Below are 25,386 nucleotides of genomic sequence, written 5' to 3'. Positions count from 1 at the left end.
TTTAAGGATCATTGAGGGAAAAAATCAGATGTATGTGAATGTTAATAATTGAGAGGGGACAAAAAATACCGTAGTGTCACGCTATTAGTATGTAAGACATAAAGATATCAAGGTAAAATACAATAATTTACTGTATTTTTCAGCAGAAAAATTACTCTTCAATTCATTCATTAGGAGATAGAATCATGGCGGCTGCACACACTAATATTCATTACTATGATATATCTACCCGTTATGCTCGTATTTCACTATTAGATACTGGCGGTAATCGGCTTCCGGTTCTTTTAATACATGGTAATTCAAGTAGTAAAGAGATATTTCGCCATCAGATTGAGTACCTTAAAAAGGACTATCGGGTTTTAGCGCTTGATTTACCGGGGCATGGTGCATCTTCTAATGCCAATGATCCACGTCAGACATATTCAATGCCGGGTTATGCTCGCACTGTTATTGAAGTCCTGAACAAGATCGGAGTTAACAGAGTGGTTGTTTTTGGTTGGTCATTAGGGGGGCATATTGGGCTGGAAATGCTGGCACTGTACCCTAAAATGATTGGGCTGATGATTTGTGGTACACCCCCTGTGGCTGCGGGTAAAGAGAATGTTGCACTTGGTTTTCGTCAAAGTGAGCATATGGGGCTTGCCGGGAAAGCTGATTTTACTGAAGAGGATGTGAAGAATTATGCTTATCAAACAGTAGGTGTTAACGCTCCCCATGAACCGTTTATCTTTGAAGCAGTAGCAAGAACAGATGGTTTGTCACGCCAGTATATGTTTGAAGCTTTTACTTCCCCACAGGCGACAGACCAAAAGTTATTGGCCGAAACAAGTAAAATACCTTTGGCTATCGTGAATGGGGCAGGTGATCCTTTTATCAATGCCGAATATATTGAAAGTTTGCATTATCAAAATCTTTGGCAGGATCAAATTATTAGTTTGGTCGGTGTGGATCATGCACCGTTTTGGGAAGCACCAGCTAGGTTTAATCCAATATTGTCTGATTTTCTTTGTGATTTCCAATAAATTCGATTAACTAATTTGAAAATATGCTTGGCTGGGAAATTTATGAGAATGTATTCAAATAAATTTTCCAGTTTCATCTGTTTTTTCTTCATTCTTTTGATGAACCTAAAGAGTGGGTTATAGATGAAACTTGTTTGGCATTAGTTCACTATGCAGCGCAGGAGATCCAGCAGCAAAAACAGGCACTGTCCGACATTGATAGTATCTAAAGCGATAATAAAGTAATAATAGGGTAACGGTAGGATAATAGTATAATATTGATCTCTGACAGTGATATGTTGAAAAAATCACCGCTGGCAGGTCGGATATAATTTTATTTGTTTAATATTTTAACACATCATTTAATTTTGTTTCCATCATTTCTATTATTCCTATTATATAACATGATATTTGCGTAATAAGATAGGCCAGTCTGACAATGATTATGAAAAAAAGAATTATGAAAATAATATTTTCTATTATAGAAAGATGTTTTCGATATTATTAATCTATACCCGTTTCATCAATGTTGATATTATCCGGAGCAAATTGATTTCTATTCACAGCTAATCTATTCGTATTTAACCTGTTTACAGTGAACAAAGAGGTAACTAAAAAATGAAGGACATACATTTGCGCAGAATAATGTGTTGATTACCATGAATGACAGTCAATTTATGGAATAAAAGGAAGATAATTATGCGTATTGAGTCGTTGTCAGAGCGTCATTCAAATCATTCCGTATTTTGTTGTGTGCATGAATTATTTGAGCAGCAGGTAGCGAAAACACCGGATGTTATTGCCATAAGGTTTGGTGAGCACTCATTGTCTTATGATGAATTAAATCGTAGAGCAAACAGATTGGCCCATTATATCCGTCGGCACCACCATCATGATGGTGAAAAAATTTCTCCGGTAGGTATTTGTCTTGAACGTAGCATTGATGCGATTGTTGCGGTTATTGGTGTTTTAAAAGCCGGAGCTGCTTATGTCCCGATTGATCTGAGTTATCCTATTGAGCGTCAATCTTACATTTTGACCGATTCTAATGTCTCAGTCGTTATTTCCCGTGGTGATATTGAATTATCATTTCCTGAGACTATCGCACGTATTGATTTAGCTCAGTATGATTTTTCCGACAGTAATAATAAAGAGAATACCAATAGTGAGAGTTGTGATATAGAAAACCTGGCAGTAGCTTGCTCTCCTCAAGATCTCGCTTATTTAATTTATACCTCAGGTTCGACAGGAAAGCCTAAAGGGGTCTGTATGCCTCATCAGTCGTTGGTGAATATGTTAGTCTGGCAAATTCATCAGCAAGGCGATTATTTTGGTAAGAAAACGTTGCAATTTTCTCCACTAAGCTTTGATGTCTCATTTCAGGAAATATTTTCAACTTTATCCAGCGGTGGTGAATTAGTGTTGATCTCCAATCACTTACGATTGGATCAATTGGCTCTGGTCACGTTTATTACAGAACAGCGGATTGAACGAATATTTTTGCCTTATGTGGCATTAAATGGTTTGGCAATGGCAGCGATTGCACAGGGATGTTATCCAGAGAGCCTTATTGATGTGATCACGGCGGGGGAACAATTGGTTATTACCACCGCTATCAGGCAATTTTTTCAGGCATTGCCCGATTGCCACCTGCATAATCACTATGGTCCATCAGAAGCACATGTTGTGACGGCTTACACTTTGGAAGGTAAAGCAGAAGGGTGGCAGGTTCTGCCTCCTATTGGTGCACCGATTGACAATATTGAAATCTATCTGCTGGATAGCAATAACTGTGTTATTGAGGATGAAACACCGGGTGAGTTGTGTATTGCGGGGGCGCAACTGGCTGAAGGTTATCATCAACGGCCGGAAGAAACTGCGGCTAAGTTTGTCAATATTGCGGTAAATGGTATGCCTCTTAAACGAATGTATCGTACTGGTGATTTAGCAAAATGGCGGAAGGATGGTTTGCTGGACATTCTTGGCCGGATGGATTTTCAGGTCAAAGTACGGGGTTATCGTGTTGAACTGGGTGAAGTTGAAGTGCTGTTGATGAAACACCCGGCTGTGCGTGATGTTGTGGTGTTGATACAAACAGCGCGGGAGCAAAGTGAAAGTTCAGAAGACAACCGGTTGATTGCTTTTGTGATTATTTCAGAACGTGCTTTGCAGCATCATTCACAGAGTAGTGTGAAAGAGAGCATTCAGCAATTCATGAAAAGAGTGGCGCCTGATTATATGCGGCCGACAGCCATTGTTATTGTCAATCATTTTCCTTTATCTGCCAGTGGCAAACTCGATCGCAAGGCTTTTCCGGTTATTGCTATTGGGAAACTTAAACAACAGGATGCCGCACCGGCAAAAGAGGGGATCGAAAAAACACTGGCTGAAACATGGAGTGAATTGTTCGGGGTTAAAAAAGTCAGCAGACATGCTCAATTCTTCAATTTGGGCGGTAATTCACTGTCGGCTATAAAAATGGTACAGGAATTACGTCGTCGCGGATTGATGGTGGAAGTACATATGCTGTATCAATATCCGGTATTGTCTGAATTAGCCATTCATTTGCAGGCTTGCAACTCAACAGATATCGACCCCAATGGGAGGGAATGCGCCAGGGTGACGGCCTCTTTGTTAAAAGATGATAAATCGTCTTCAACGCCATTCGATGTGGAAACCTATTTAGGTATCGATACTGTGACGACTCAAGCGTGGCGGCTGTTACCGGAGAATTTGTGTCATCAGATACGTCAACAAGCTAAGGTACATGCTGTCAGTGTCGCTGCCATTTTTCACTTGGTTTGGGGCAAAACAATGGGTTGCCTGGTTGGACATAATGACGCTGTTTTTGGCACGGTTTTATCGGGGAATATGTTTGCAGGCGCAGATACTGAGAATGAGGCAGAGCAATTTATCCACCAATTTATCCACATAGTGCCAATGTATATGCGTCTGGATAATTTGCCTGTGCTTGAGTGCCTCTGGCTTGTGCAAGATAATCTGGCACAGTTGATCAAACATCAGAAGGTATCGCAGGCATTAACTCTGCGATCGTTACAACAGCAATTATCACAATTGTTGGGATCGGCACCATTATTTACTTCATTATTGAATTATTATCATAGTGAAATACGTAGCTTCTCTACGGCAGAACCACTATTGGCAGTAACGTCTTCTGGTGATATCGGGCCTTTCAGTTGCGCTGGCATTGTGGAACACCCGATTTACATCAGCATTGAAGATATGGGCAAAGATTTTGCCATCCATATACAGGCGGAACAGGGGATTAATCTTGAACGTGTCAGTGATATTTTCCAAATGATATTACAGAAAATCGTTACCGCTCTGGAAAGTGCGCCGGAGAAGAATATAGATCGTATTAACCCAATTACCGGCAATTCCGATTATATTATGACGCACTTAACGAATAACCAGATTAACTAAAGGCCTTAATTTTGACTGATTCAATCCTGTACCCTGCGTTCGAAAGAGCAGAAGCGAAAGTTCAACTTGTGTTTTTACATCATGCTGGTGGCTCCAGCTACTCTTATTTACAACTTTCTCAGAAGCTATCTGGATTTATTGAAACTTACTGTATGGAACTGGCAGGCAGAGGCTCGCGTTTCATACAGCCATTTCAGACGGATGCTGAAACGGTAATATCCGATCTTCTGGCTTCGATCAATCGGTTGAAACTGGGAGAAGATAAGCCCTTGTTGTTGTTTGGTCATAGCCTGGGGGCAGAGCTTGCTTACCATGTAGCCCGAAGATTAAAAAGTGAGGCACCGGAAAAGAAATTGGGCCTTATGCTTTCTGCGCGAGGGACGTCCGCTCCAGATGATTTACGAAATGAGACATTATCAGAAGCGGAAATAATAGGTTTGCTGAAAGCATTTGAACAGACGCCACAGGATGTTTTCACACACCCTGAATTGCGAAAATATGTGGTTAATGCCATGCGAAGTGATCTGCGTCTGCTGGCTTCTTTATCCCGGTTGCCGAAGCCGATGATAAACTGTCAGGCTTATGTGATTGGTGCGGATCATGATGAGCACGTGCCTGTCCCTTGGTTGACACAATGGCGAGAAATATTTGCCACGCCCGTAACACAAAAAGTTTTTGCAGGTGAGCATTTCTACTTGTTTTCCAGTGATGAAGTTATTGATTGGATAGAGGAGCGGGCGCGGGAATTGGCGGCCTAACTTTCCAAACTATACTCAATGGATTTCAAGCTGTTTCGCGGCGGCAAGGAAATAAATCACCGGGAGCATAGGTAACTATGTGACCGGGGTGAATGTGTATAGCCAACAAAGAGACAGCGTGAAAGACGAAAGATCTCTCTATAGGCGGGTGTCGGCAATGCTGACACCCGTATTTGCAGATACTTTGAGGCTAAAATAAATATAGCGCTATATAAACTATTTTCTGCCAGAAATTGTAACGAATAGATCTAAAAAAAATTATACGTGCAGGCAATTTTCAGATTAAATTCTATGACCATCTGTGATTTGCTATATTTAATTCAATTTTATTTGTTATTAATTTGTAAATATTCATTCTGTTGTTGTATTTATGTTAAATAAGTATAGACATAAATACTTTGTTGTTGTATAAGCTCATGCTGAAAACACTCATGTAGTATAAGGTCAATGAATGTATGAAATTATGGCTGATGTTATATAAGTTTTTTTTCAAAATACAGTCCAATATTGGCTATCGAATATTACAACCTCTCCCAACCTATCTTTAAATTACTTTCTGCTAAAGATTATTTTTAATACTTTGCATTTATAAGCAAAAAGACTTGTGTATTCTCACTGAGAAATAGTAAGTGTTTTGTTCATTATGCAATGCGGTTCATTATTGTTTTTCTTTCTAATAGGTACATTAAGATGAAGCGTATTCCAGAGCCCTTTCGCATTAAAATGGTAGAAAATATTTATATCACAACTCGTGCAGAGCGTGAGGCTGCATTGGAAGCTGCGGGATATAATCCATTTATGCTGCCTTCTGAGATGGTTTATATTGATCTACTGACTGATTCTGGAACAGGTTCCATGAGTAATCAACAGTGGGCTGGTATGATGATGGGAGATGAAGCTTATGCAGGGTCTCGCAACTATTATCATTTAGTCGATAAAGTCAAAGAGTTGATCGGTTATAACTATACTGTTCCTACTCATCAAGGACGTGGAGCAGAGCAGATTTTATTTCCTGTTTTGATTGCCCGAAAAAAATTAAAAGGTGGAGCTAAAAACCCCGTATTTATTTCTAATTTTCATTTCGATACAACAATAGCACATGTGGAATTAAATCACGCTAAGGGGATCAATGTTGTTACAAATAAAGCCTTTAATACGGAAAATTATTATGATTGGAAAGGTAATTTCGATATTGAACTACTAAAAAAAACCATCGAAGAATATGGCAAGGATAATATTGTCGCTATCATAACAACGATTACTTGCAATAGCACAGGAGGGCAGCCCGTTTCTCTTGCCAATATGAAAACAGTGTATGAGATCGCGAAACAGTATGATATCCCAGTTGTGATTGATTCAGCACGTTTTTGTGAGAATGCCTGGTTTATTAAACAGAGGGAAAAAGGTTACGAAAATAAATCAGTCAAAGCGATCGTTAAAGAGATGTATCAATATGGCGATATGCTGACTATGTCAGCGAAAAAAGATCCAATGGTGAATATTGGTGGTTTTTACGCTGTTCGTGATGATGAGGGATTATTTAATGAAGTAAGTGTTAACTGTATTCCGAGTGAGGGGTTCGTGACTTATGGCGGGCTTGCCGGGCGTGATATGGAAGCGATGGCAATTGGTCTTGAAGAGGGGATGGATGAGAATTTTCTATCTTATCGCATTGGTCAGGTGACTTATTTGGGAGAGCAGTTAAGGAAAGCGGGGATCCCTATTCAATATCCGGTTGGAGGGCACGCAGTCTTTGTCGATGCAAAACGGTTTTTACCCCATATTCCGAATGAGCAGTTTCCAGCTCAGGCGTTGAATAATGAATTATATTTGGAAGCAGGTATCAGAAGTGTGGAAATTGGCTCATTATTATTGGGGCGTGACCCGCAGACAGGTAAACAAAAAGAATCACCGATGGAATTGATGAGGCTGACTATTCCTCGCCGTGTTTATACCAATGATCATATGGATTATGTTGTAGAGGCTTTTATTGAGTTAAAACAGCGAGCCGCTGATATTCGGGGATTAACTTTTACTTATGAACCACCGGTATTACGCCATTTCATGGCCAGATTTAAGCCAGTTTCTGAGAAGTAAGTGATATACGCTGTAACTTTCAAAATGTGGTATCGCAACACAATCTCAAGTTGCCTATACTGCAACTTGAGATTAGGGATCTAAATATTAATAACTACATGAAACCACGGATAAATCAGTTGAAAAATCAATAATATTAAAACCAAAACCTTTTGCTGTTTTGACGGTATCTGTACCTAATAACCATTGGAATGAAACTGCGGGGGCAACACTTATTGTCATCTCATTTTTATGCCAAATACGTGAAGTGTGTGCGTGCCCGCAACCAATAAATTTAATCTTATATTTCTCACATAGCGCCAGTAGGGCATTAGCGTTTTCCAGCATACAGCTATCTACAATTGGTGTACCAACCGATTTGACATGGTGATGCATAAATAAGGCAATATTAAAATTACTGTTTTTAATAATTCTTTGTTCTAATTCTACAAGGTTATCTTTAGTGATGAAGCCATAATCTTCACCTTCAACAACAGTGTCGATATCAGTAATATACCAATTGTCCCTATTATATTCACGGGAGATGATATTGTATTTTGGTTTGATTTCTGTAAGGGCGATATTAAATTTATCCTTGAGATCATGGTTGCCAAGTATTGTGATGTAAGTTGTATTGAGTGACTCCATTTTATTTAAAAAATATCGGTAAGCATCGGTGTCACCATCATTTGCTATGTCACCTGAGATTATAATTAACTCTATTTCAGTAATAGTCTGAATGCGACGTATTTCTTCACAAATGATATCGAAATTGTTATAAATATTTACATCAAATATTGTTTGTTCTCTTTTCTGAGTCAGATGTATATCTGTTAAGTGAATCACTTTCATTTTTTATTGCCTCCAAAAGTAAATGGATTATATGATATTCCCCAATCGTATACATCGGCAGATTCTAATTTTTTGACTTTATCTGCTAAGATGATACCAATAGGTAAAAGTATAATAGACATTATTACCTTATAGGACCAAGTCGTAGAAATTATTATGATCAATTCATTTGCACTATATTTTGAAGAAAGGCTTATAGGATATGATGATAATAAAAGAGATGCTTGTGTGATCATTGAAGCAATGATATATCTGAGAAAAAAGAAGCGGCCAAGAAAAACTTTTTTTAAAGAGGATATTACAAACCCGTTGATAAAGTAAGAAATTGGTACAGAAGTCCATGTGCCTACCATAACGCGCCAAAATTCGCCAAACAATGACTTAAAATTCATTGAGATCTGATTATTTTCTGGTTGAGTATGTGACGCAATAAAAATGACCATTACAAAAATTGATTGGCATAACACCATGATCCAGACTGTTTTTACTCCTTGTCTATAACCATAAACTTCTGTTTGAACTGTGGATATAAGAAAATAAAAAGAAAATAGAATTCCGCTAAAAGTAATTTTAAGGCCATAAAAATCCAGAGTTTTATAGACAAGAACATCACAAGTTATCATGATTGTGACGGATAAAGAAATAAATAAAGAGTTATACTTGAAATTTGAGTTTGTGGGGTATGTTTGAGTCACTTTATTACCTTTAAGTTTGCAGATTTAGATGATTTTATTCTTTCTGATTTTGAAATTTCATCGGAGATTTTTCTTCCATCTTTTAATCCAGATAGGTAGGCTATCCTTATAAGGCTGGCAGGATCTAATTTCTCTATAATATTCTGATCTGAAAGCAACTCTTTTCCATTTATTGTTCTGCGAGAATATTCGTTTTGTACAGTAAATGACAGATTTCTGTTTTCTTCTATAATCTTAAATTTTTGTTTTTCTTTCAGATCATACTCTTCATGTTTTGCTATAAAAATAATATCATAAGGATTGATATTATATAATAAATCACTTTCAAAAATATCTTCTGCTCTTACTTTTATACATGTATGAGTACCTAATTCTTTTAAGATGTAGAACCCATTTTCTTTTATTGGTTCGAACTTCTGCAAATTGTAAATGTAACGAGGCTTGAATATCTTTCTGAAAAAATCAATTATTTTACGCACAATTAAATTCCTATTTTAAGTTTTTAATTGATTTAATCAAAACCCCAATTATTGTGTAATTTTGGCTGAATATTGTTTTTCGATCATTATCAATACCTAATATTGAAAAGTAAATCCCACGTTCACCGACAAAGGCTTGTCTGAAACAAATAGGCGTATCTTTAATTTTTACTAGAACTATATCACTGTCACAAACTGATTCAGTTTTGGAGATGATCGCAATGGTGTTGCTATCAAAATACGGAGATAGGAGATTGTTTCCAAATTCTACTGCGAAGAGTGAGGTTTTCTGGTTATCCCGGATACTGATTTTGTATAGATTAGTGTGGATTATTTTCCCACTTATATATCCATCTAATTCATCATAACGAATTAGAGGTATTGATGAAATAGTTTCTTCTTGTCGATAAGATTCAGATAATTTACCATCGGTAATTTCACCAACATTTACACCAAATATATCAGCAATGGATGAGACTGTAGCTATAGTAGGATTTCCAACACCACGCCTAAGGCTGTTAATCGTAGCAATTCCAAGTCCTGTCAATTTACTTAGGGCTTGTGAGTCTATATTGTTTTTTTTCATTAAGAAATCAATATTTTGTGAAATGTTAGAAAGTAAAGCATCAGCTTCAGTTGATTTTTTATTGTTCGGCTCTTGCATTATATTATCTCGTTGATATTATCTTGTCAGATGTCGATGTTTATAAGCGTATCTTATAGATTGATATTTTATAATACAAGAGCTCAAAATAAGAGAAACGCTGATATCTTAGTAACATACAAGAAGATAATATTAAAGGCAGTATATTTTTTAGTATGTGAACTCTATAAGTTTCATTTTCTTGATAAAAATCTATTTTATTTGGATTTTAATACACCGGGGAACTATACCTTATGGATTTTAAAAAGCTGCAACTTGAAATACGGTAGGTATAATATAAAAAATAATTATCATGGTTATAATTAATTAAATTTATTTTTTATCTATTAGTGGATTTATAATGTTTCTTTAACACTGAGGAAGTAGTATAAACAGTTATAATTAGAATCTAAAAGATAACGCCCGCAACAACGGGCGTTATTCATGTTTTTATTTCCTCTCTATCATCGCTTTTAGTAATACCTTACCCACATCCTGAATATTAGGTTGCATCACAATAGAACCGTGGTCTCCTTTAATCGGGATAATAGTCAATCGTTCATTGGGTACAATTTTATCCCACCCAAGAGTGGCATTTCCCTGAGCCGCTTCTTCAGTTGCCCTGAATAGCGTAACGTCTACGGCTGCCGGAGATGGCGTATAACTGTAGGCTGCAACAGCGATATTGTGGCGTAATTGCAGGAGATCGTTGATATTCTCAAGCGTGATTTGTGGTGGTAGCAAATTGTTCTGTTCTGCAAAGGTCAGCATCGCATTGTAATCACGATTTTTAGCCAGTCTATACAGTTCATCACTGAAATGCTCTGGAATGCCTTCTGGCAGTAATTCAAGCAATGTGGTGCTTTTCTCAAATGGTATTCCGGCTTGCTGTTCTTCTGGAGTGAAGAATTCCAGATAATTGGAGGCGGAATCCAGTAATCCGACAAAGTTGACTGTCTCACCATCGGCGACCAGTTGGCAGGCTATTTCATAAGCAATAGTTCCGCCTGATGACCATCCTGCCAGATAATAAGGGCCATGAGCCTGTACCTGACGGATACATTCAATATATGTTTGAGCCATTTTGTTAACGGTGAGTTGTGCATCTTCTTCTGCATAGGCATCACTGGTCGCGAGTCCATAAATTGACAGTTCACTATCTTCAATATAAGGAGCAATATCATAAGCATAGTGAATATCTCCATCTACCGCATGGACAAGAAACAGTGAGATGTCACCATTGCCTTTACGGATAGTCACCAAATTTTCTTGTTGAGAAAGCGCAGCGTCTGACTGCATAAAAGCAGCCAGTTCACTGATGGTCGGATGGACAAGCAGATCACGTATTCCGATATCTTTGCCTAATACTTGTTGCAGGCGAACAGCAACCTGTAAAGTTAACAGGGAATGACCACCAAGCTCCAGGAAGTGATCGTGTCGTCCTACACGTTCCAGTCTGAGTACGTCCTGCCATATTTCTGCAATGATTTCCTCTGTTTTACCGACGGGTGCTTCATAATCACGACTGATGACAGCGGATTTATCCGGTATCGGTAATGCCCGACGATCTAATTTGCCGTTTGGTGTCAACGGGAATGTCTCCAGGATCACAAAAGCACTGGGAACCATATAACTGGCTAAATGAGTATGTAAGGCTTCACGCAGATTTTCCACATCTACTGTTGCTTCTGGTTGTGGTACTACATAGGCCACCAGGCGTTTATCATTGGGAATGTCTTCCCGTACTATAACAATCGCGTCTTTGATACCAGGGTAGGAGAATAATCTGGCTTCAATTTCCCCCAGTTCGATACGGAATCCGCGGATCTTAACCTGAAAATCGTTGCGTCCGAGATACTCAATCGTACCGTCCGGCAACCAGCATCCTAAATCGCCTGTTTTATACATTCTTGCATCGGCTTGATGGTTGAATGGGTCAGGAATAAAACGTTCCCCCGTGAGTTCAGATTGATTGAGATAACCGCGGGCAACGCCTGCGCCGCCAATATGGATTTCACCGGCAACACCAAGAGGAACAGGTCGTCCCTGAGTATCCAAAATATAAATGCGGGTATTGGTTAATGGATAACCAATGGGCAGGTTTGCCGCAGTATAAGCGGAATGACCATCTACTTTTAATACCGTGGCGATGACAGTGGTTTCCGTTGGTCCATAGGAGTTTATCCAGCGGCAGGATTGGGTTTCAGGCAGTGATTTCCAGAGGTTGAGATGATGAAGCTCTGCTTTTTCTCCTCCAACAATCACCAGACGTAAAGAAGGGCTGAAACCGCACCGTCCGGCGGCTAATTCTTGTACCCATTGATGCCAGAAGGCAGTGGGGAGGTCAGTAACGGTGATTTGCTGTTCCTGTAAGAAACGGGCAAAGTTGCTATCTGGTACACGAAGATCTGCCGGTCGCAGAATTAAAGTCGCACCTGTCGCCAGTGTGGCAAAAATGTCGGAGACAGTGGTGTCAAAAGCTACAGACGTAAATTGCAGCACGCGGTCAGTTGGTGTCAGTTCGTTAGTCTGGCGTTGGACATGAACAAAATTAACGACATTGCGGTGCTCAATCATCACGCCTTTCGGCTGTCCGGTCGAACCGGAGGTATAGATGATATAGGCCAGATGGTGCGGAGACAGCCCTGACAATTGCGGTTCAGGGTTGTGAGTGCAATGTTGTGCCACGGCAGTTAAATAATCTTCACCATCCATTAACCAAACCGGAACGTGAGTTGTCAGACGATGTTGTAAATGTTGCTGAGTCAGTAACAATTTTGGTTTGCAGTCTGCCAGAATATAGCTCAACCTCTCGGTCGGATAATCTGTGTCCAGTGGTACATAACCGGCACCGGCTTTTAGTATCCCGAATAGACCGATGATCATATCCAGACTGCGTTCAACACAAATAGCTACCCGATCATCCGGTTGCACTCCCGCGGCAATCAGAGCATGGGCTAACTGGTTGGCACGTTGGTTCAGCTCAGTGTAACTGAGTTGTCCTTCACCACTTATCAAGGCAATGGCATCAGGTGAAACAACGGCTTGTTGTTCGAATAACTGATGGAGCAGCATATCTTGCGGATAAACAATCTCAGCACCGTTGAAATCTACCATTAACTGAGTGTGTTCTTCTGGTGGCAAGATAGTGATTGTCTGAATAGCCTGTTTCGGTGTGTTTTGCAGTGCAGTCACCAATTCTCTTAGCGCGGTCACTACATAGGCATTAATGCGAGCAGGGTCGATGTGCTGGTTACACTGAGCGGTCAATTCAAATCCATCTTCATAAGCATCAACATCCAGTGATAAAGGATAATTGCTGCGTGACTCTTTCGTGTTGAGTGTTTCAATACCTTCCCAGATTGATGAGAGCGCCTGTTCATCTTCATCAGACTCATCTGAGCTATGACGGAAATTGAGCAGACTGTTAAATAACGGCAGAGAAGCGGGAATGCCACTGCAACGTTGAGCAATCGCCAAAGGGGCTTGTTCATGTATCAGTAATGTACTGAGTTGTTTGTAAGTATCTTGTACTGTTTGTTGAACGTTGCGTTCCCGCAGAATAACCCGGACAGGTAATGTGTTGATAAACATCCCCAATATTCGTTCTGTCTCTTCTCCACTCTGTAATCTTCCCAGTAACACTGTTCCGAAGACGACATCATCACGACCACTGCATTGTGCCAGTACCTGAGCCCAGGCAACATGGAACAAGACCGCAGTGCTGACACCCTGCTGGCGGGCACATTGCTGGATCATTTGAACCAGGTCATCATCCAATGTCAGAACATCTTCCACAATTTCATCGTTATTATTCTGAATATCGAGTAAACCAAATGGCAGGGTAGGTTCTTCTACATCACCGAGTAGCTGCCGGAAGTAGTTCTGATGCTGTTCAAGGGGAACATTTTTCGTCTGGGCAATAAAATTGCGATAGGGTAAAGGCGTTGGCAATTGCTCACTTTTTCCCTGTAGCAAGGTATTGACTTCATTAAATATCAATTTCAGCGATAAATGGTCGCAGACTAAATGATGATGCAGCAAGGATAACAGCCACTTGTCACTATGCGGATCTTTAGCGATGCTGGCGGACAATAAGGGGGCTTTGGTGACATCCATGCGTACCACGTCAGGATCGGTATAATCGCGCAGTTGTTGTTCAGCATCAGTTTCAGATGACAATTTCAGCTCTGTGACAGGCATTGATGCGTGGCGATGAACCACTTGTACCGGCTCCGGCAGATTTTCCCAATACACTGCACTGCGCAGAATATCATGGCGGGCGATGACTTGTTGCACTGTCTGCAAAAACTCATCCAGACGTGCACGGTTGTCGAAAGTCATCAACAGATTGTCCAGATAGGTATCACCGGTTGTTTCCAGCAAGTGGTGGAACAGGATACCTTCCTGTAATGGTCCCAATGGATAAATATCCTGAATATTGGCAACGCCACCGGCAACTTGATCCACAATCTGATCAATGTTGTCTTGCGTCAGCGTGACCAACGGCAACATATCCGGTGTGATAGCCTGGCAGTTATCAGAGATAAGATTAGGGGGGACATCATAGGTAAAGTCACTGGCTGTTGTTTTTGTCAAACGTTCTGCCATTGCCATCAATGAGGGAGAAGAGAAGACGGCACCGATTGCCAAAGTAAAACCACGCTGGCGCAACTGTTCAATCAGACTAACCACTAACAGTGAATGCCCACCCAATTCAAAGAAATTGTCATACCGTCCGACTTGCTCTAACCCCAACAAAGTCTGCCAGATAGTTGCTAAAAGTTGCTCAGTTTCTCCTTGAGGAGCCTGATATTCACGGCTGACAATGGCAGAGCGATCCGGAGCAGGCAGGGCCTGACGATCCAGTTTACCGTTCGGAGTCAGCGGGAAGGCGTCCAGAACGACAAAGGCGCCAGGCAGCATGTATTCCATCAGACGGGCGCCAAGCTGTTCACGTAGTTGAACAATATCTAATGTTATTTTCGGTTGTGGTATCAGATAGGCGACCAAACGTTTATCACCGTTTTCATCTTCACGAGCGATAACGATGGCATCTTTGACTCCATCACAGGCCGCCAGTTGAGCTTCAATTTCTCCCAGTTCAATCCGGTATCCGCGGATTTTGACCTGAAAGTCATTGCGTTCCAGATATTCAATTGTTCCGTTCGGTAGCCAGCGGCCTAAATCACCGGTTTTGTACATGCGGGCATTCGGTTGTTCACTGAATGTATCAGGGACAAAACGTTCGGCGGTAAGATCGGGGCGATTCAGATAACCACGGGCAACCCCGGCGCCACCGATATGAATTTCACCAGCAACACCAAGAGGAACGGGTTGTCCGTCTTTATCCAGAATATAGAGCCGGCTATTGGTGAGCGGGTAACCAATCGGCAGAATTTCTGCCATGTAAGGTGAATGACTATCCAGCTTAAGAACAGTAGCGATAACCGTAGTTTCCGTCGGGCCGTAAGAGTTAATCCATTGGCATGAATGAGTTTCCGGCATGGATTGCCAGGTTAAGAAATGGCGAAGTTCGGCTTTTTCACCGCCAACGATGACCAGGCGCAAATATGGGCTGAAACCGCAACGTCCTGCTGCCATCTCCTGTACCCATAAGTGCCAGAAGGCGGTCGGAAGATCGGAAACAGTGATTTGTTGTTCCCGCAGGAATTTGGTAAAGGTCATATCGGGAATGCGCAGATCCGCAGAGCGCAGAACTAAAGTTGCACCAACCGCCAGTGTGGCAAAAATGTCGGAGACGGTGGTGTCAAAGGCAACAGACGTAAATTGCAGTACACGGTCAGATGATGTCAGTTCGTTGGTCTGGCATTGGACGTGAACAAAATTGACCACATTGTGATGTTCAATCATCACACCTTTTGGTTGGCCGGTTGAGCCGGAGGTATAGATGATATAAGCCAGATGGTGTGGTTCCAGCCCTAGCTGGTGCGGATCAGGGTTGTATGTCGGTTGTTGTGCCATCGCAGCCAGATGGTTGTCACTGTCCAGTATCCAGGTTGGTATATCCGTTGATAAACGCGTTTGTAGGTGCTGTTGGGTCAGTAACAGCTTAGGCTGGCTGTCTGACAGAATATAAGCCAATCGCACTACCGGATATTCGCAATCCAGTGGTACATAGCCCGCACCGGATTTTAATATTGCCAACATAGCAATCACCATATCCAGACTACGTTCGACACAGAAAGCGACGCGGTCATCAGGTTGTACACCTGCTGAAATCAGTGCGTGCGCCAGTTGGTTGGCACGTTGATTCAGTTCTGTATAACTGAGATGCTCTTCACCGCTAACCAGCGCAATGGCATCGGGTGAGAGAGAGGCCTGTTGTTCAAGCAGTTGTTGCAACAGCCGTATATCTTGTGGAGAAGCGACACTGGCACCATTGAAGTCTACCAGTAACTGACGACGTTCAGCGGGTGGCAGAACAGGGATAGACTGAATATTTTGCTCAGGTGCATTTTGCAATGCACTCACCAGCCCTCTTAATGCAACGTCCATATAGGCGTTAATACGGGCAGGGTCGATTTGCTGGCTACACTGAGCAGTCAGTGAGAAGCCATCATCAAAATCATCCACATCCAGTGACAGGGGATAATTGCTGAGCTCTCCGGTGTCAAGAGTCTGTATCCCTTCCCAGGCCGGTGATATAGCGTGTTCGTTGTCGCTCGGATTATGACGAAAATTAAGCAGGCTGTTAAATAAAGGCAGAGAAGCTGGAATATTGCTGCAACGCTGGACAACTGCCAAAGGAGCCTGTTCATGTGCCAGCAACTTGCTGAGTTGCTGGTACGTTTCCTGTACCGTTTGTTGAACTGAACGATCCTGTAGCGTTATGCGGACAGGTAATGTGTTGATGAACATTCCCAATATTCTTGCCGTGTCTTCCCCACCTTGTAACCGTCCCAATAAAACAGTTCCGAAGATCACATCATCCCGGCCGCTGCATTTCGCCAGTACCTGTGCCCACGCCACATGAAACAGAACCGCAGCACTGACACCTTGCTGGCGGGCACAATCCCGTAGCGCTTGCGCCAACTCATTGTCCAGTGTAAAAACAGCTTCTGCAATCTGGTGACGGCTGCCCTGTATATCGAGCAGACCAAAGGGCAGAGTCGGCTCTTCTACATCTCCCAACAGTTGTTGGAAATAAGCCTGATGATTTTCCAACGGAATGTTTTTGGTCTGAGCGATAAAGTTGCGATAAGGCAAGGGCACAGGCAAGTCTTCACTTTGTCCCAGTAATAAGGCTTCAACTTCGCTGAATATCACTTCTAGTGACAAATGATCACAAACCAGATGATGGTGTTGTAAGGCCAGTAACCAACGCGGATTTTGTGAAGAATGGTGTTGTAAAGAACGCTCTTGCGCAATGCTGGCAGACAATAATGGCGCCCTTGTAATATCCATACGTGTCGAATGAGAGTCGGTATGGTGACGCAATTGTTGTTCCGCGCTGTTTTCTCCTGACAGTGTTAACTCTTTAACAGGAAGTGGTGCATGACGGTAAACCACCTGAACTGGCTCTGGCAAGTTATGCCATTGGATGGCACTTCGCAGGATATCATGACGATCGATAACTTCTTGCATAGCCAGCAGGAAAGTATCCAGCCGCTGGCGGCTGTCAAAAGTCATAATGACGCTATCGAGATAAATATCGCCTTCGGTTTCTAGTAAATGCTGGAACAGAATCCCTTGCTGTAATGGACCGAGTGGGTAGATATCCTGAATATTACTGACACCACCTGTTACCTGAGCGACTATCTGATCAATATTACCTTGTGACAACGTGACTAATGGCAGCATGTCCGGTGTAATTGCTTGACAGTTATTGGGGATCAGGTTTGGTGGCACAACCGGACTGTTTGCCTCTGAACCAGTGTGCGCCGTTAGATGCGTTGCCATCGCCGCCAATGTTGGCGCGGAGAAAACAGCACTGACATCAAGAGTACAATTACGCTGACGTAGCTGTTCGATCAGGCTGACGACTAATAATGAATGGCCTCCTAGCTCAAAGAAATTGTCGTGACGCCCAACTTGTTCCACTCCGAGCAATTCTTGCCAGACTGTTGCCAGTTGTTGTTCCGCTTCTCCTTCTGGAGCCTGATATTCCCGGTTGATGATAGCCCTACTATCGGGGGCTGGCAGTGCCTTGCGATCAACCTTTCCGTTAGGCGTCAGGGGGAAAGCATCCAGAATGACATATGCGCTCGGCAGCATATATTCCATCAATTGAGTGCTTAATTGTTCACGCAACTGAATGATATCCAGTGTTGTTGTGGACTGTGTTGTTGTGGACTGTATTGTTGTAAATTGGGGCACCAGATACGCGACCAGCCGTTTATTGCCGCTTTCGTCTTCATGCGCGGTAACGACGACATCCTTGACACCATCACATTTAGCCAGTTGTGTTTCAATTTCGCCCAGTTCAATGCGGAAACCCCGGATCTTGACCTGGAAATCATTACGTTCCAGATATTCAATCGTGCCATCCGGCAGCCAACGGCCTAAATCCCCGGTTTTATACATCCGGGCATCAGGTTGTTCACTGAATGGATCAGCAACGAACCGTTCAGCGGTGAGATCAGGGCGGTTCAGATACCCGCGAGCGACGCCTAAGCCACCAATATAAATCTCACCTGCAACGCTAATGGGTACAGGTTGTCCCTGAGAATCGAGGATATAAATACGGGTATTGGTGAGCGGGTAGCCAATGGGAACTGTACCCGTCAGGCAAGGGGAGTGACTGTCTGGTTTCCATACTGTGGCAATCACAGTCGTTTCCGTTGGGCCGTAAGAGTTTATCCAGCGGCAGGATTGGGTTTCCGCTAACGATTGCCAGGTGTTGAAGTGGCGGAGTTCGGCTTTTTCCCCGCCGACAATCACCAGCCGTAAAGAAGCACTGAAACCACAGCGGCCGGCGGCCATCTCCTGTACCCACAGGTGCCAGAATGCGGTGGGTAAATCGCAAACGGTGATCGCCTGTTCCTGTAAGAATTGGCTGAAGTTTTTGTCGGGGATGCGCAGATGAGCATCTCTCAGCACTAATGTTGCTCCGACGGCCAGGGTGGCAAAAATATCGGAGACAGTGGTATCAAAGGCTACCGAGGTAAATTGCAGAACCCGATCCGCCGGGGTCAGTGCATTGGTCTGACACTGGACATGGACAAAATTGACCACATTGCGGTGTTCAATCATGACGCCTTTCGGCTGACCGGTTGAACCGGAGGTATAGATGATATAGGCCAGATGATGAGGTTCCAATCCCAGTTGTTGTGGTTCAGGATTGCGGTCGGACTGTTGGGCCACATAATCCAGATAGTCATCATCATCCATGACCCAGACGGGGACATTGGTCGTTAAACGGCTCTGTAAGTGATGCTGAGTCAATAATAACTTAGGTTCACAATCTGACAGAATGTAAGCCAGACGTTCAGTGGGGTATTCAGGATCTAATGGTACATAGCCGGCACCCGCTTTCACGATCCCGAATAGGCCAATAATCATGTCCGGCCCACGCCCGACACAAATCGCCACGCGGTCATCCGGCTGCACACCAGCGGTAATCAGGGCATGGGCCAGTTGGTTAGCCCGTTGGTTCAGTTCGGCATAACTGAATTGCTCTTTACCGCTAATCAATGCAATAGCATCAGGTGAATGCCCGGCCTGTTGCTCAAGGAACTGTTGAAGCAACATATCTTGTGGATAACTGGCCTCTCTGGCATTGAAATCTGCCAGTAATTGGGTACGCTCATGTGGCATCAACAGTGGAAGATCGGCCACACGTTGTGAATCATCGCTAACCATAGCGGCCAGAAGCGTTTGCAGATAACCTGCCATACGTTTCATGGTGGTCTGGTCAAACAGATCGCTGGCATATTCCAGTTCACCGATTAACCCATTTTCGGTGTCATGCAGTGATAATGAAAGATCGAAGTGTGAACTGTCTTCGGATAGATCCAGTTCACTGATGGTTAATTCTGGCAGCTCAAACTGTTGTTGTCCTGGGGTATTATCCAGTGACAGCATAACCTGAAAGAGAGGACTATAACTCAGGCTACGGGGTGGCTTTAATGCTTCAACTAATTGTTCAAATGGAAAATCCTGATGTTCAAAAGCCTGCAAGGTATGTGCTTTCACATGTGCCAGTAATTCGCTGACAGTGGGGTTATTCTGTAATTGAACCCGTAACGCTAAGGTATTGACAAAAAAGCCGATTAACGGTTCCAGATCGCGATGTTTGCGATTAGCTACGGGAGTGCCTATTACCACATCATCTTGCCCACTCAGGCGGGAAAGTAATATTGACCAGCCTGCCAGCAAGGTCATAAATAAAGTAGCGCCATGACGTTGAGCGAAAGCCTTTAATTTTCCGGTTAAATCTGGTGACAACGTAACGATAGTCTCTCCTCCGGCATAGGTTTGCCGTGAAGGACGAGGTCTGTCAGTCGGAAGTGTCAAAAGTGCCGGTGCATCTTGTAGAGCGCTACGCCAATAATCCAGTTGTTTCTCCAGCTCTTTACCCTGTAATTTCTGCCGTTGCCAGAGAGTATAATCAGCATATTGGATCTTCAGCGGGGGTAATGGGTCAGGCATCCCGTGGCAGAAACTTTGGTAAATGGTGGAAAATTCCTGCATTAATACGTTGACTGACCAACCATCCGAAATAATGTGGTGCTGAGTTAATAGCAGGGTATGTTCATCTTCTGCGAGCTTGAATAATTGCCCCCGTATTAAGGGGCCGTTTTCAAAATCAAAGGGTTGGGTCGCTTCAAACTGCATGGCACTCTGAATCGTCGCCTGCTGTTCATCTTTGGTTAACCGGCTGAGATCTTCAGTCATTAAAGAAAAACCATAATCTGCATTATGAACGATTTGCAGGGCCCCTCCCTCCGCCCCGGTTTTTCCTTCAACTTTGACTTTATTTTCTGTCAATGTCGTTGGTGTATGCGCAGCCGATGTAATCGTAGTACGTAAGATCTCATGACGGGCAACAATCCGATCCAGCGCGGCTTGTAAGGCCGGCTTGTTCAGATGACCTTGCAGATGGAGAGCGGTCGGAATGTGATACGCTGTCAGCGCCGCCGGATCTAATTGTGCAAGAAACCATAGGCGCTGTTGCGCCCAGGATAATGGTATTTCCTGCTGCGGATTTCTGGCAGGGATCTGATCTTTCTCTGCTGTCAGACTGCTTTGAATACGTTCTTTCAGTTTCTTCTGAAGCACTGCTTGCCTTAATTGATTTAGTGTTTGTTCATTTTTATTCATTGTTGGCCTCCATTGGGTTGATCTCCATTTAGCATGGCAAGCAACTCTTCTTCGGATAGGGTTTCCAGCTCTTTTTGAATATCTTCAATATCTTGATCAAAAAAGGTTTCTACCTGTTTTGACAGAATAAATTCAGCAAGTTTGGATAAGGTTGAATGACGGAAAATCTCTGCAATTGAGATTTCCAGATGGAATTCTTCATGTAGTCGCGTTGATAATTGCATGATTGATAAAGAATTTCCTCCAAGCTCAAAGAAATCATCATGACGACCAACTAACTCCAGACCCAGTAGGGTTTGCCAGATAACAGCCAGTTGTTGTTCTGCTTCTCCTTGAGGGGCTTCATACTGCCGCGTTGCAGTAGCAGAACGGTCAGGTGCAGGCAGAGATTTACGATCCAGTTTACCGTTCGGGTTCAGTGGGAAAGCATCCAGTACGATAAAGGCACTGGGGATCATGTAATCCAGCAGATGATTGCTCAGTTGTTCGCGTAAGCTGGCGACTTCCAGCGTGGCATCAGGTTGTGGCACCAGATAGGCCACCAGACGTTTATCACCTGTTTCATCTTCACGAACTATGGCGATAGCATCTTTGACGCCCTCACAAGCTGCTAGCTGAGTTTCGATTTCCCCCAGTTCAATGCGGAATCCGCGGAGCTTGATCTGAAAATCATTGCGTCCGAGATATTCAATCGTACCGTCCGGCAGCCAGCGGCCTAGGTCACCAGTTTTGTACATGCGGGCATGTGATGGTTCGGTTGATAATTCAGCAAATGGATCAAGGACAAAACGGTCTGCTGTGAGTTCAGGTTGATTGAGATAACCACGGGCCACACCAGCACCTGCAATATAGATTTCGCCGGAAACGCCCATTGGGACAGGTTCTCCTTGCTTATCAAGGAGATATATGCGGGTGTTGGCGAGAGGATAGCCAATCGGTAAAGTTTCTGCGCTATAGACAGAAGTGCTATCCCATTTCAGCACCGTAGCAATAACGGTGGTTTCCGTTGGGCCATAAGAGTTAATCCAGCGGCATGAACGGGTCTCCGGCAGCGATTGCCAGGTCATAAAATGACGCAATTCCGCTTTTTCCCCGCCGACAATCACCAGACGCAGAGAAGGGCTGAAACCACAACGTCCTGCGGCCATCTCTTGTACCCACAGGTGCCAGAATGCGGTAGGTAAATCCGTCACCGTGATTTTCTGGTGCTGTAAGAATCGGGCAAATGCGCTATCTGGCGCACGTAGTTCGGACGGACGTAATACTAAAGTTGCACCGGCCGCGAGTGTTGCAAAGATATCCGACACAGTGGTATCGAACGCAACGGAAGTAAATTGCAGTACCCGATCTGCCGGAGTCAGCTCATTGGTTTGACGCTGGACATGGACAAAATTGACTACATTGCGATGTTCAATCATCACACCTTTTGGTTGCCCGGTGGAGCCGGAAGTGTAGATGATATAGGCCAGATGATGGGGTTCCAGCCCTAACTGTTGCGGTTCGGGGTTGTGAGTGGGCTGTTGTGCCATCAACTCTGCATGATGATGATTATCCAGGTTCCAGACAGGTACATCGGTTGTTAAGCGAGTCTGTAAGTGTTTCTGGGTCAGCAATAACTTAGGTGCACAATCTGACAGAATATAATTCAGGCGTTCAGTCGGGTAGTCTGTATCCAGTGGCACATAACCGGCTCCGGCTTTTAAAATACCGAACAAGCCAACTACCATATCCAGACCACGCTCAACACAAATCGCCACGCGATCATCAGGCTGTACCCCTGCTGCAATCAGTGCGTGCGCCAGTTGATTGGCTTTCTGGTTCAGTTCCTTGTAAGTGAGTTGCTGTCCTTCACCAACTTGTTCTTCACCAGTTTGCTCTGCGCTAATTTGTTTGCCGTGAATCAACGCGATAGCATCAGGAGTGAGCTCAACCTGCTGTTCAAATAGTTGCTGGAGTAACATATCCTGAGGGCAGTCAACTTTGGCTTTGTTAAAGTCTACCAGTAGCTGTGTACGCTCTGCTGGTGGCAGGATGGTGATAGATTGAATAGGTTGCTTTGGCCTATTCTGTAACGCTGTCACCAGTGCTCTCAGTGCCGTATCCATATAGACGTTAATGCGGGTCGGGTTAACCTGACGGTTGCATTGAGCTGTTAACGCAAAGCCATTTTCAAAATCATCCACATCCAATGACAAGGGATAATTACTGCGTTCTTCACTGCTGAAGGTCTGAATGCCTTCCCAAACTGGTGAACCGGCCTGTTGATCGTACCGTTGGCTATGACGGAAATTGAGCAGACTACTAAAAAGTGGCTGAGGGGCTTGAATACCACTGCAACGTTGGGCGATGGCTAACGGGGTCTGTTCATGCTCCAGTAATGCACTGAGTTGCTGGTAAGTTTCCTGTACTACCTGTTGCACAGTACGTTCCTGTAACATAATACGTACAGGCAGAGTATTGATGAACATGCCGAGCACTTGAGTGGCATCCGTTCCTCGTTGAGAACGACCCAATAAGACTGTACCGAAAACAACATCTTCCCGTCCGCTGCATTGTGCGAGAACTTGTGCCCACGCCACATGGAACAGAACAGCGGCACTGACCCCCTGTTGACGGGCACAGGCACGTATCTGATGAGCTAATTCATCATCCAAAGCAAATTCAGCTTCTTCTATCTTACTGTTTTCATTTTTACTGTTTTCATCTGAATCGTCGTGTTCATCGTGATGACCTTGTACATCAAGTAAGTCAAAAGGCAGAGTAGGCTCATCCACATCACCCAAAAGCTGGTGGAAATAAGTTTGATGTTTTTCAATCGGCACTGAACGGATCTGGGCGATAAAGTTACGGTAAGGCAGAGAAGGGGGTAAATGGTCTTTTTGCCCAAGTAATAACATTTCAACTTCATTGAAGATCATGTCCAGCGACAAATGGTCACAAACCAGATGATGGTAGAGCAATGCCAAATGCCAACAGTCAGTCTGTGGATCTTTGGCAATATTGGCGGACAATAAGGGTGCTTTGGTGATATCCATCCGTATTAAACGGGGGTCTGTCGCATCACGTAATTGCTGTACAATGTCGATATCAGATAGCAGTTCTGATTCGATGACTGGCAGAGGTGCATGGCGATAAACCACCTGCACAGGCTCCGGCAGGTTATCCCAATGAAATGCACTGCGCAGAATATCGTGGCGGTCAATGACTTGTTGCAATGTCAGCAGGAAAGTATCCAGACGTGCCCGGCTGTCAAAACTCATCAGCAGATTGTCCAGATAAATATCGCCTTTTGTTTCCAGCAAGTGATGGAACAAAATGCCTTCCTGTAATGGCCCTACCGGGTAGATATCTTGAACATTGGTAACACCACCAGAAACATGAGTCACAATCTGGTTGATGTGATCCTGGGTCAAAGTAACTAATGGCAACATTTGCGGTGTGATGGATTGGCAATCGTCAGTAATGAGGTTAGGTGGTACATCATATGTGACAGTATCATCTAATGCTGTATCCATCAGGTGTGCAGCCATTGCCATCAATGTTGGAGAGGAGAAAACGGTACTCACTTCCAGAGTGAAACCTCGCTGGCGAAGTTCTTCGATTAAATTGACGGTCAGTAACGAATGCCCGCCCAGTTCAAAGAAATTATCATGGCGTCCGATTTGTTCTACGCCCAATAAATCCTGCCAGATTTCAGCCAGTGTCTGTTCAATTTCACCCTGCGGTGCGGCATATTCACGGCGCACAAACGCAGCACTGTCCGGGGCGGGCAGGGCGTTGCGATCCAGTTTGCCATTCGGGGTCACAGGGAAGGCGTCTAAAATGATATAGGCGCCGGGCAGCATATAGTCCATCAGGCGGGTACTGAGCTGTTCACGCAATGGCACCGGATCCAGGGTAACTTCAGGTTGCGGCACCAGATAGGCCACCAGACGCTTATTGCCGCTTTCATCTTCATGGGCGGTGACGACCGCATCTTTGACGCCGTCACACTGCGCCAGTTGGGCTTCAATTTCCCCCAGTTCAATGCGGAAGCCGCGGATCTTGACCTGAAAATCATTGCGCTCCCGGTATTCAATGGTGCCGTCCGGCAGCCAGCGGCCTAAGTCCCCGGTTTTATACATCCGGGCATCCGGTTGTTCACTGAATGGA

Annotated in this window: 10 protein-coding genes; 4 read left to right on the top strand and 6 right to left on the bottom strand. The window is 43.6% G+C overall.

The genetic code is table 11. The features are described from left to right. Positions 1-185 precede the first annotated feature (185 nt). The 4 genes from ABLA85_RS08215 to tnaA all read left to right on the top strand — a co-directional run bounded on the left by ABLA85_RS08215 (position 186) and on the right by tnaA (position 7,300). Positions 186-1,022: an alpha/beta fold hydrolase gene (locus tag ABLA85_RS08215; protein WP_367963007.1), complete on the top strand. Its 837-nt coding sequence runs from the start codon at positions 186-188 to the stop codon at positions 1,020-1,022. 678 nt (positions 1,023-1,700) lie between these two features. Next, complete coding sequence (locus ABLA85_RS08210; protein ID WP_367963006.1) at positions 1,701-4,445, top strand: amino acid adenylation domain-containing protein; 2,745 nt, start codon at positions 1,701-1,703, stop codon at positions 4,443-4,445. Between the two features lie 11 nt (positions 4,446-4,456). Next, a complete protein-coding gene (locus ABLA85_RS08205; RefSeq protein WP_367963004.1) occupies positions 4,457-5,203 on the top strand; it encodes a thioesterase II family protein in 747 nt (248 codons plus the stop codon). A 690-nt stretch (positions 5,204-5,893) separates the two neighbouring features. Beyond that, positions 5,894-7,300 (top strand): tryptophanase, encoded by a 1,407-nt coding sequence (gene tnaA, locus ABLA85_RS08200; RefSeq protein ID WP_367963002.1) that lies wholly within the window; start codon positions 5,894-5,896, stop codon positions 7,298-7,300. Positions 7,301-7,387: 87 nt separating this feature from the next. Here the strand turns inward: tnaA and ABLA85_RS08195 are convergent, their stop codons facing one another. The 6 genes from ABLA85_RS08195 to ABLA85_RS08170 form a co-directional block, all read right to left on the bottom strand. Continuing rightward, complete coding sequence (locus tag ABLA85_RS08195) at positions 7,388-8,131, bottom strand: metallophosphoesterase (RefSeq protein ID WP_367962999.1); 744 nt, start codon at positions 8,129-8,131, stop codon at positions 7,388-7,390. Then, on the bottom strand, positions 8,128-8,826 hold the full coding sequence (locus ABLA85_RS08190; RefSeq protein WP_367962998.1) for a VUT family protein: 699 nt from the start codon (positions 8,824-8,826) through the stop codon (positions 8,128-8,130). Before ABLA85_RS08190 ends, ABLA85_RS08195 begins: the two co-directional genes overlap by 4 nt. Next, positions 8,823-9,305 (bottom strand): hypothetical protein, encoded by a 483-nt coding sequence (locus ABLA85_RS08185; RefSeq protein ID WP_367962995.1) that lies wholly within the window; start codon positions 9,303-9,305, stop codon positions 8,823-8,825. Before ABLA85_RS08185 ends, ABLA85_RS08190 begins: the two co-directional genes overlap by 4 nt. A gap of 10 nt (positions 9,306-9,315) precedes the next feature. Next, a complete protein-coding gene (locus ABLA85_RS08180; RefSeq protein WP_367962993.1) occupies positions 9,316-9,969 on the bottom strand; it encodes a helix-turn-helix domain-containing protein in 654 nt (217 codons plus the stop codon). Between the two features lie 429 nt (positions 9,970-10,398). Further along, a complete protein-coding gene (locus tag ABLA85_RS08175; RefSeq protein WP_367962991.1) occupies positions 10,399-21,234 on the bottom strand; it encodes an amino acid adenylation domain-containing protein in 10,836 nt (3,611 codons plus the stop codon). Further along, positions 21,231-25,386 (bottom strand): amino acid adenylation domain-containing protein (locus ABLA85_RS08170; protein WP_367962989.1); only part of this gene is annotated, 4,156 nt, incomplete at its 5' end. The genes ABLA85_RS08170 and ABLA85_RS08175, both read right to left, overlap by 4 nt.

Origin of the sequence: Xenorhabdus sp. SGI246 (assembly GCF_040838225.1) — a bacterium.
Taxonomy (GTDB): Bacteria; Pseudomonadota; Gammaproteobacteria; order Enterobacterales; family Enterobacteriaceae; genus Xenorhabdus; species Xenorhabdus indica.
This window is presented reverse-complemented; position numbering and strand designations above follow the sequence as displayed.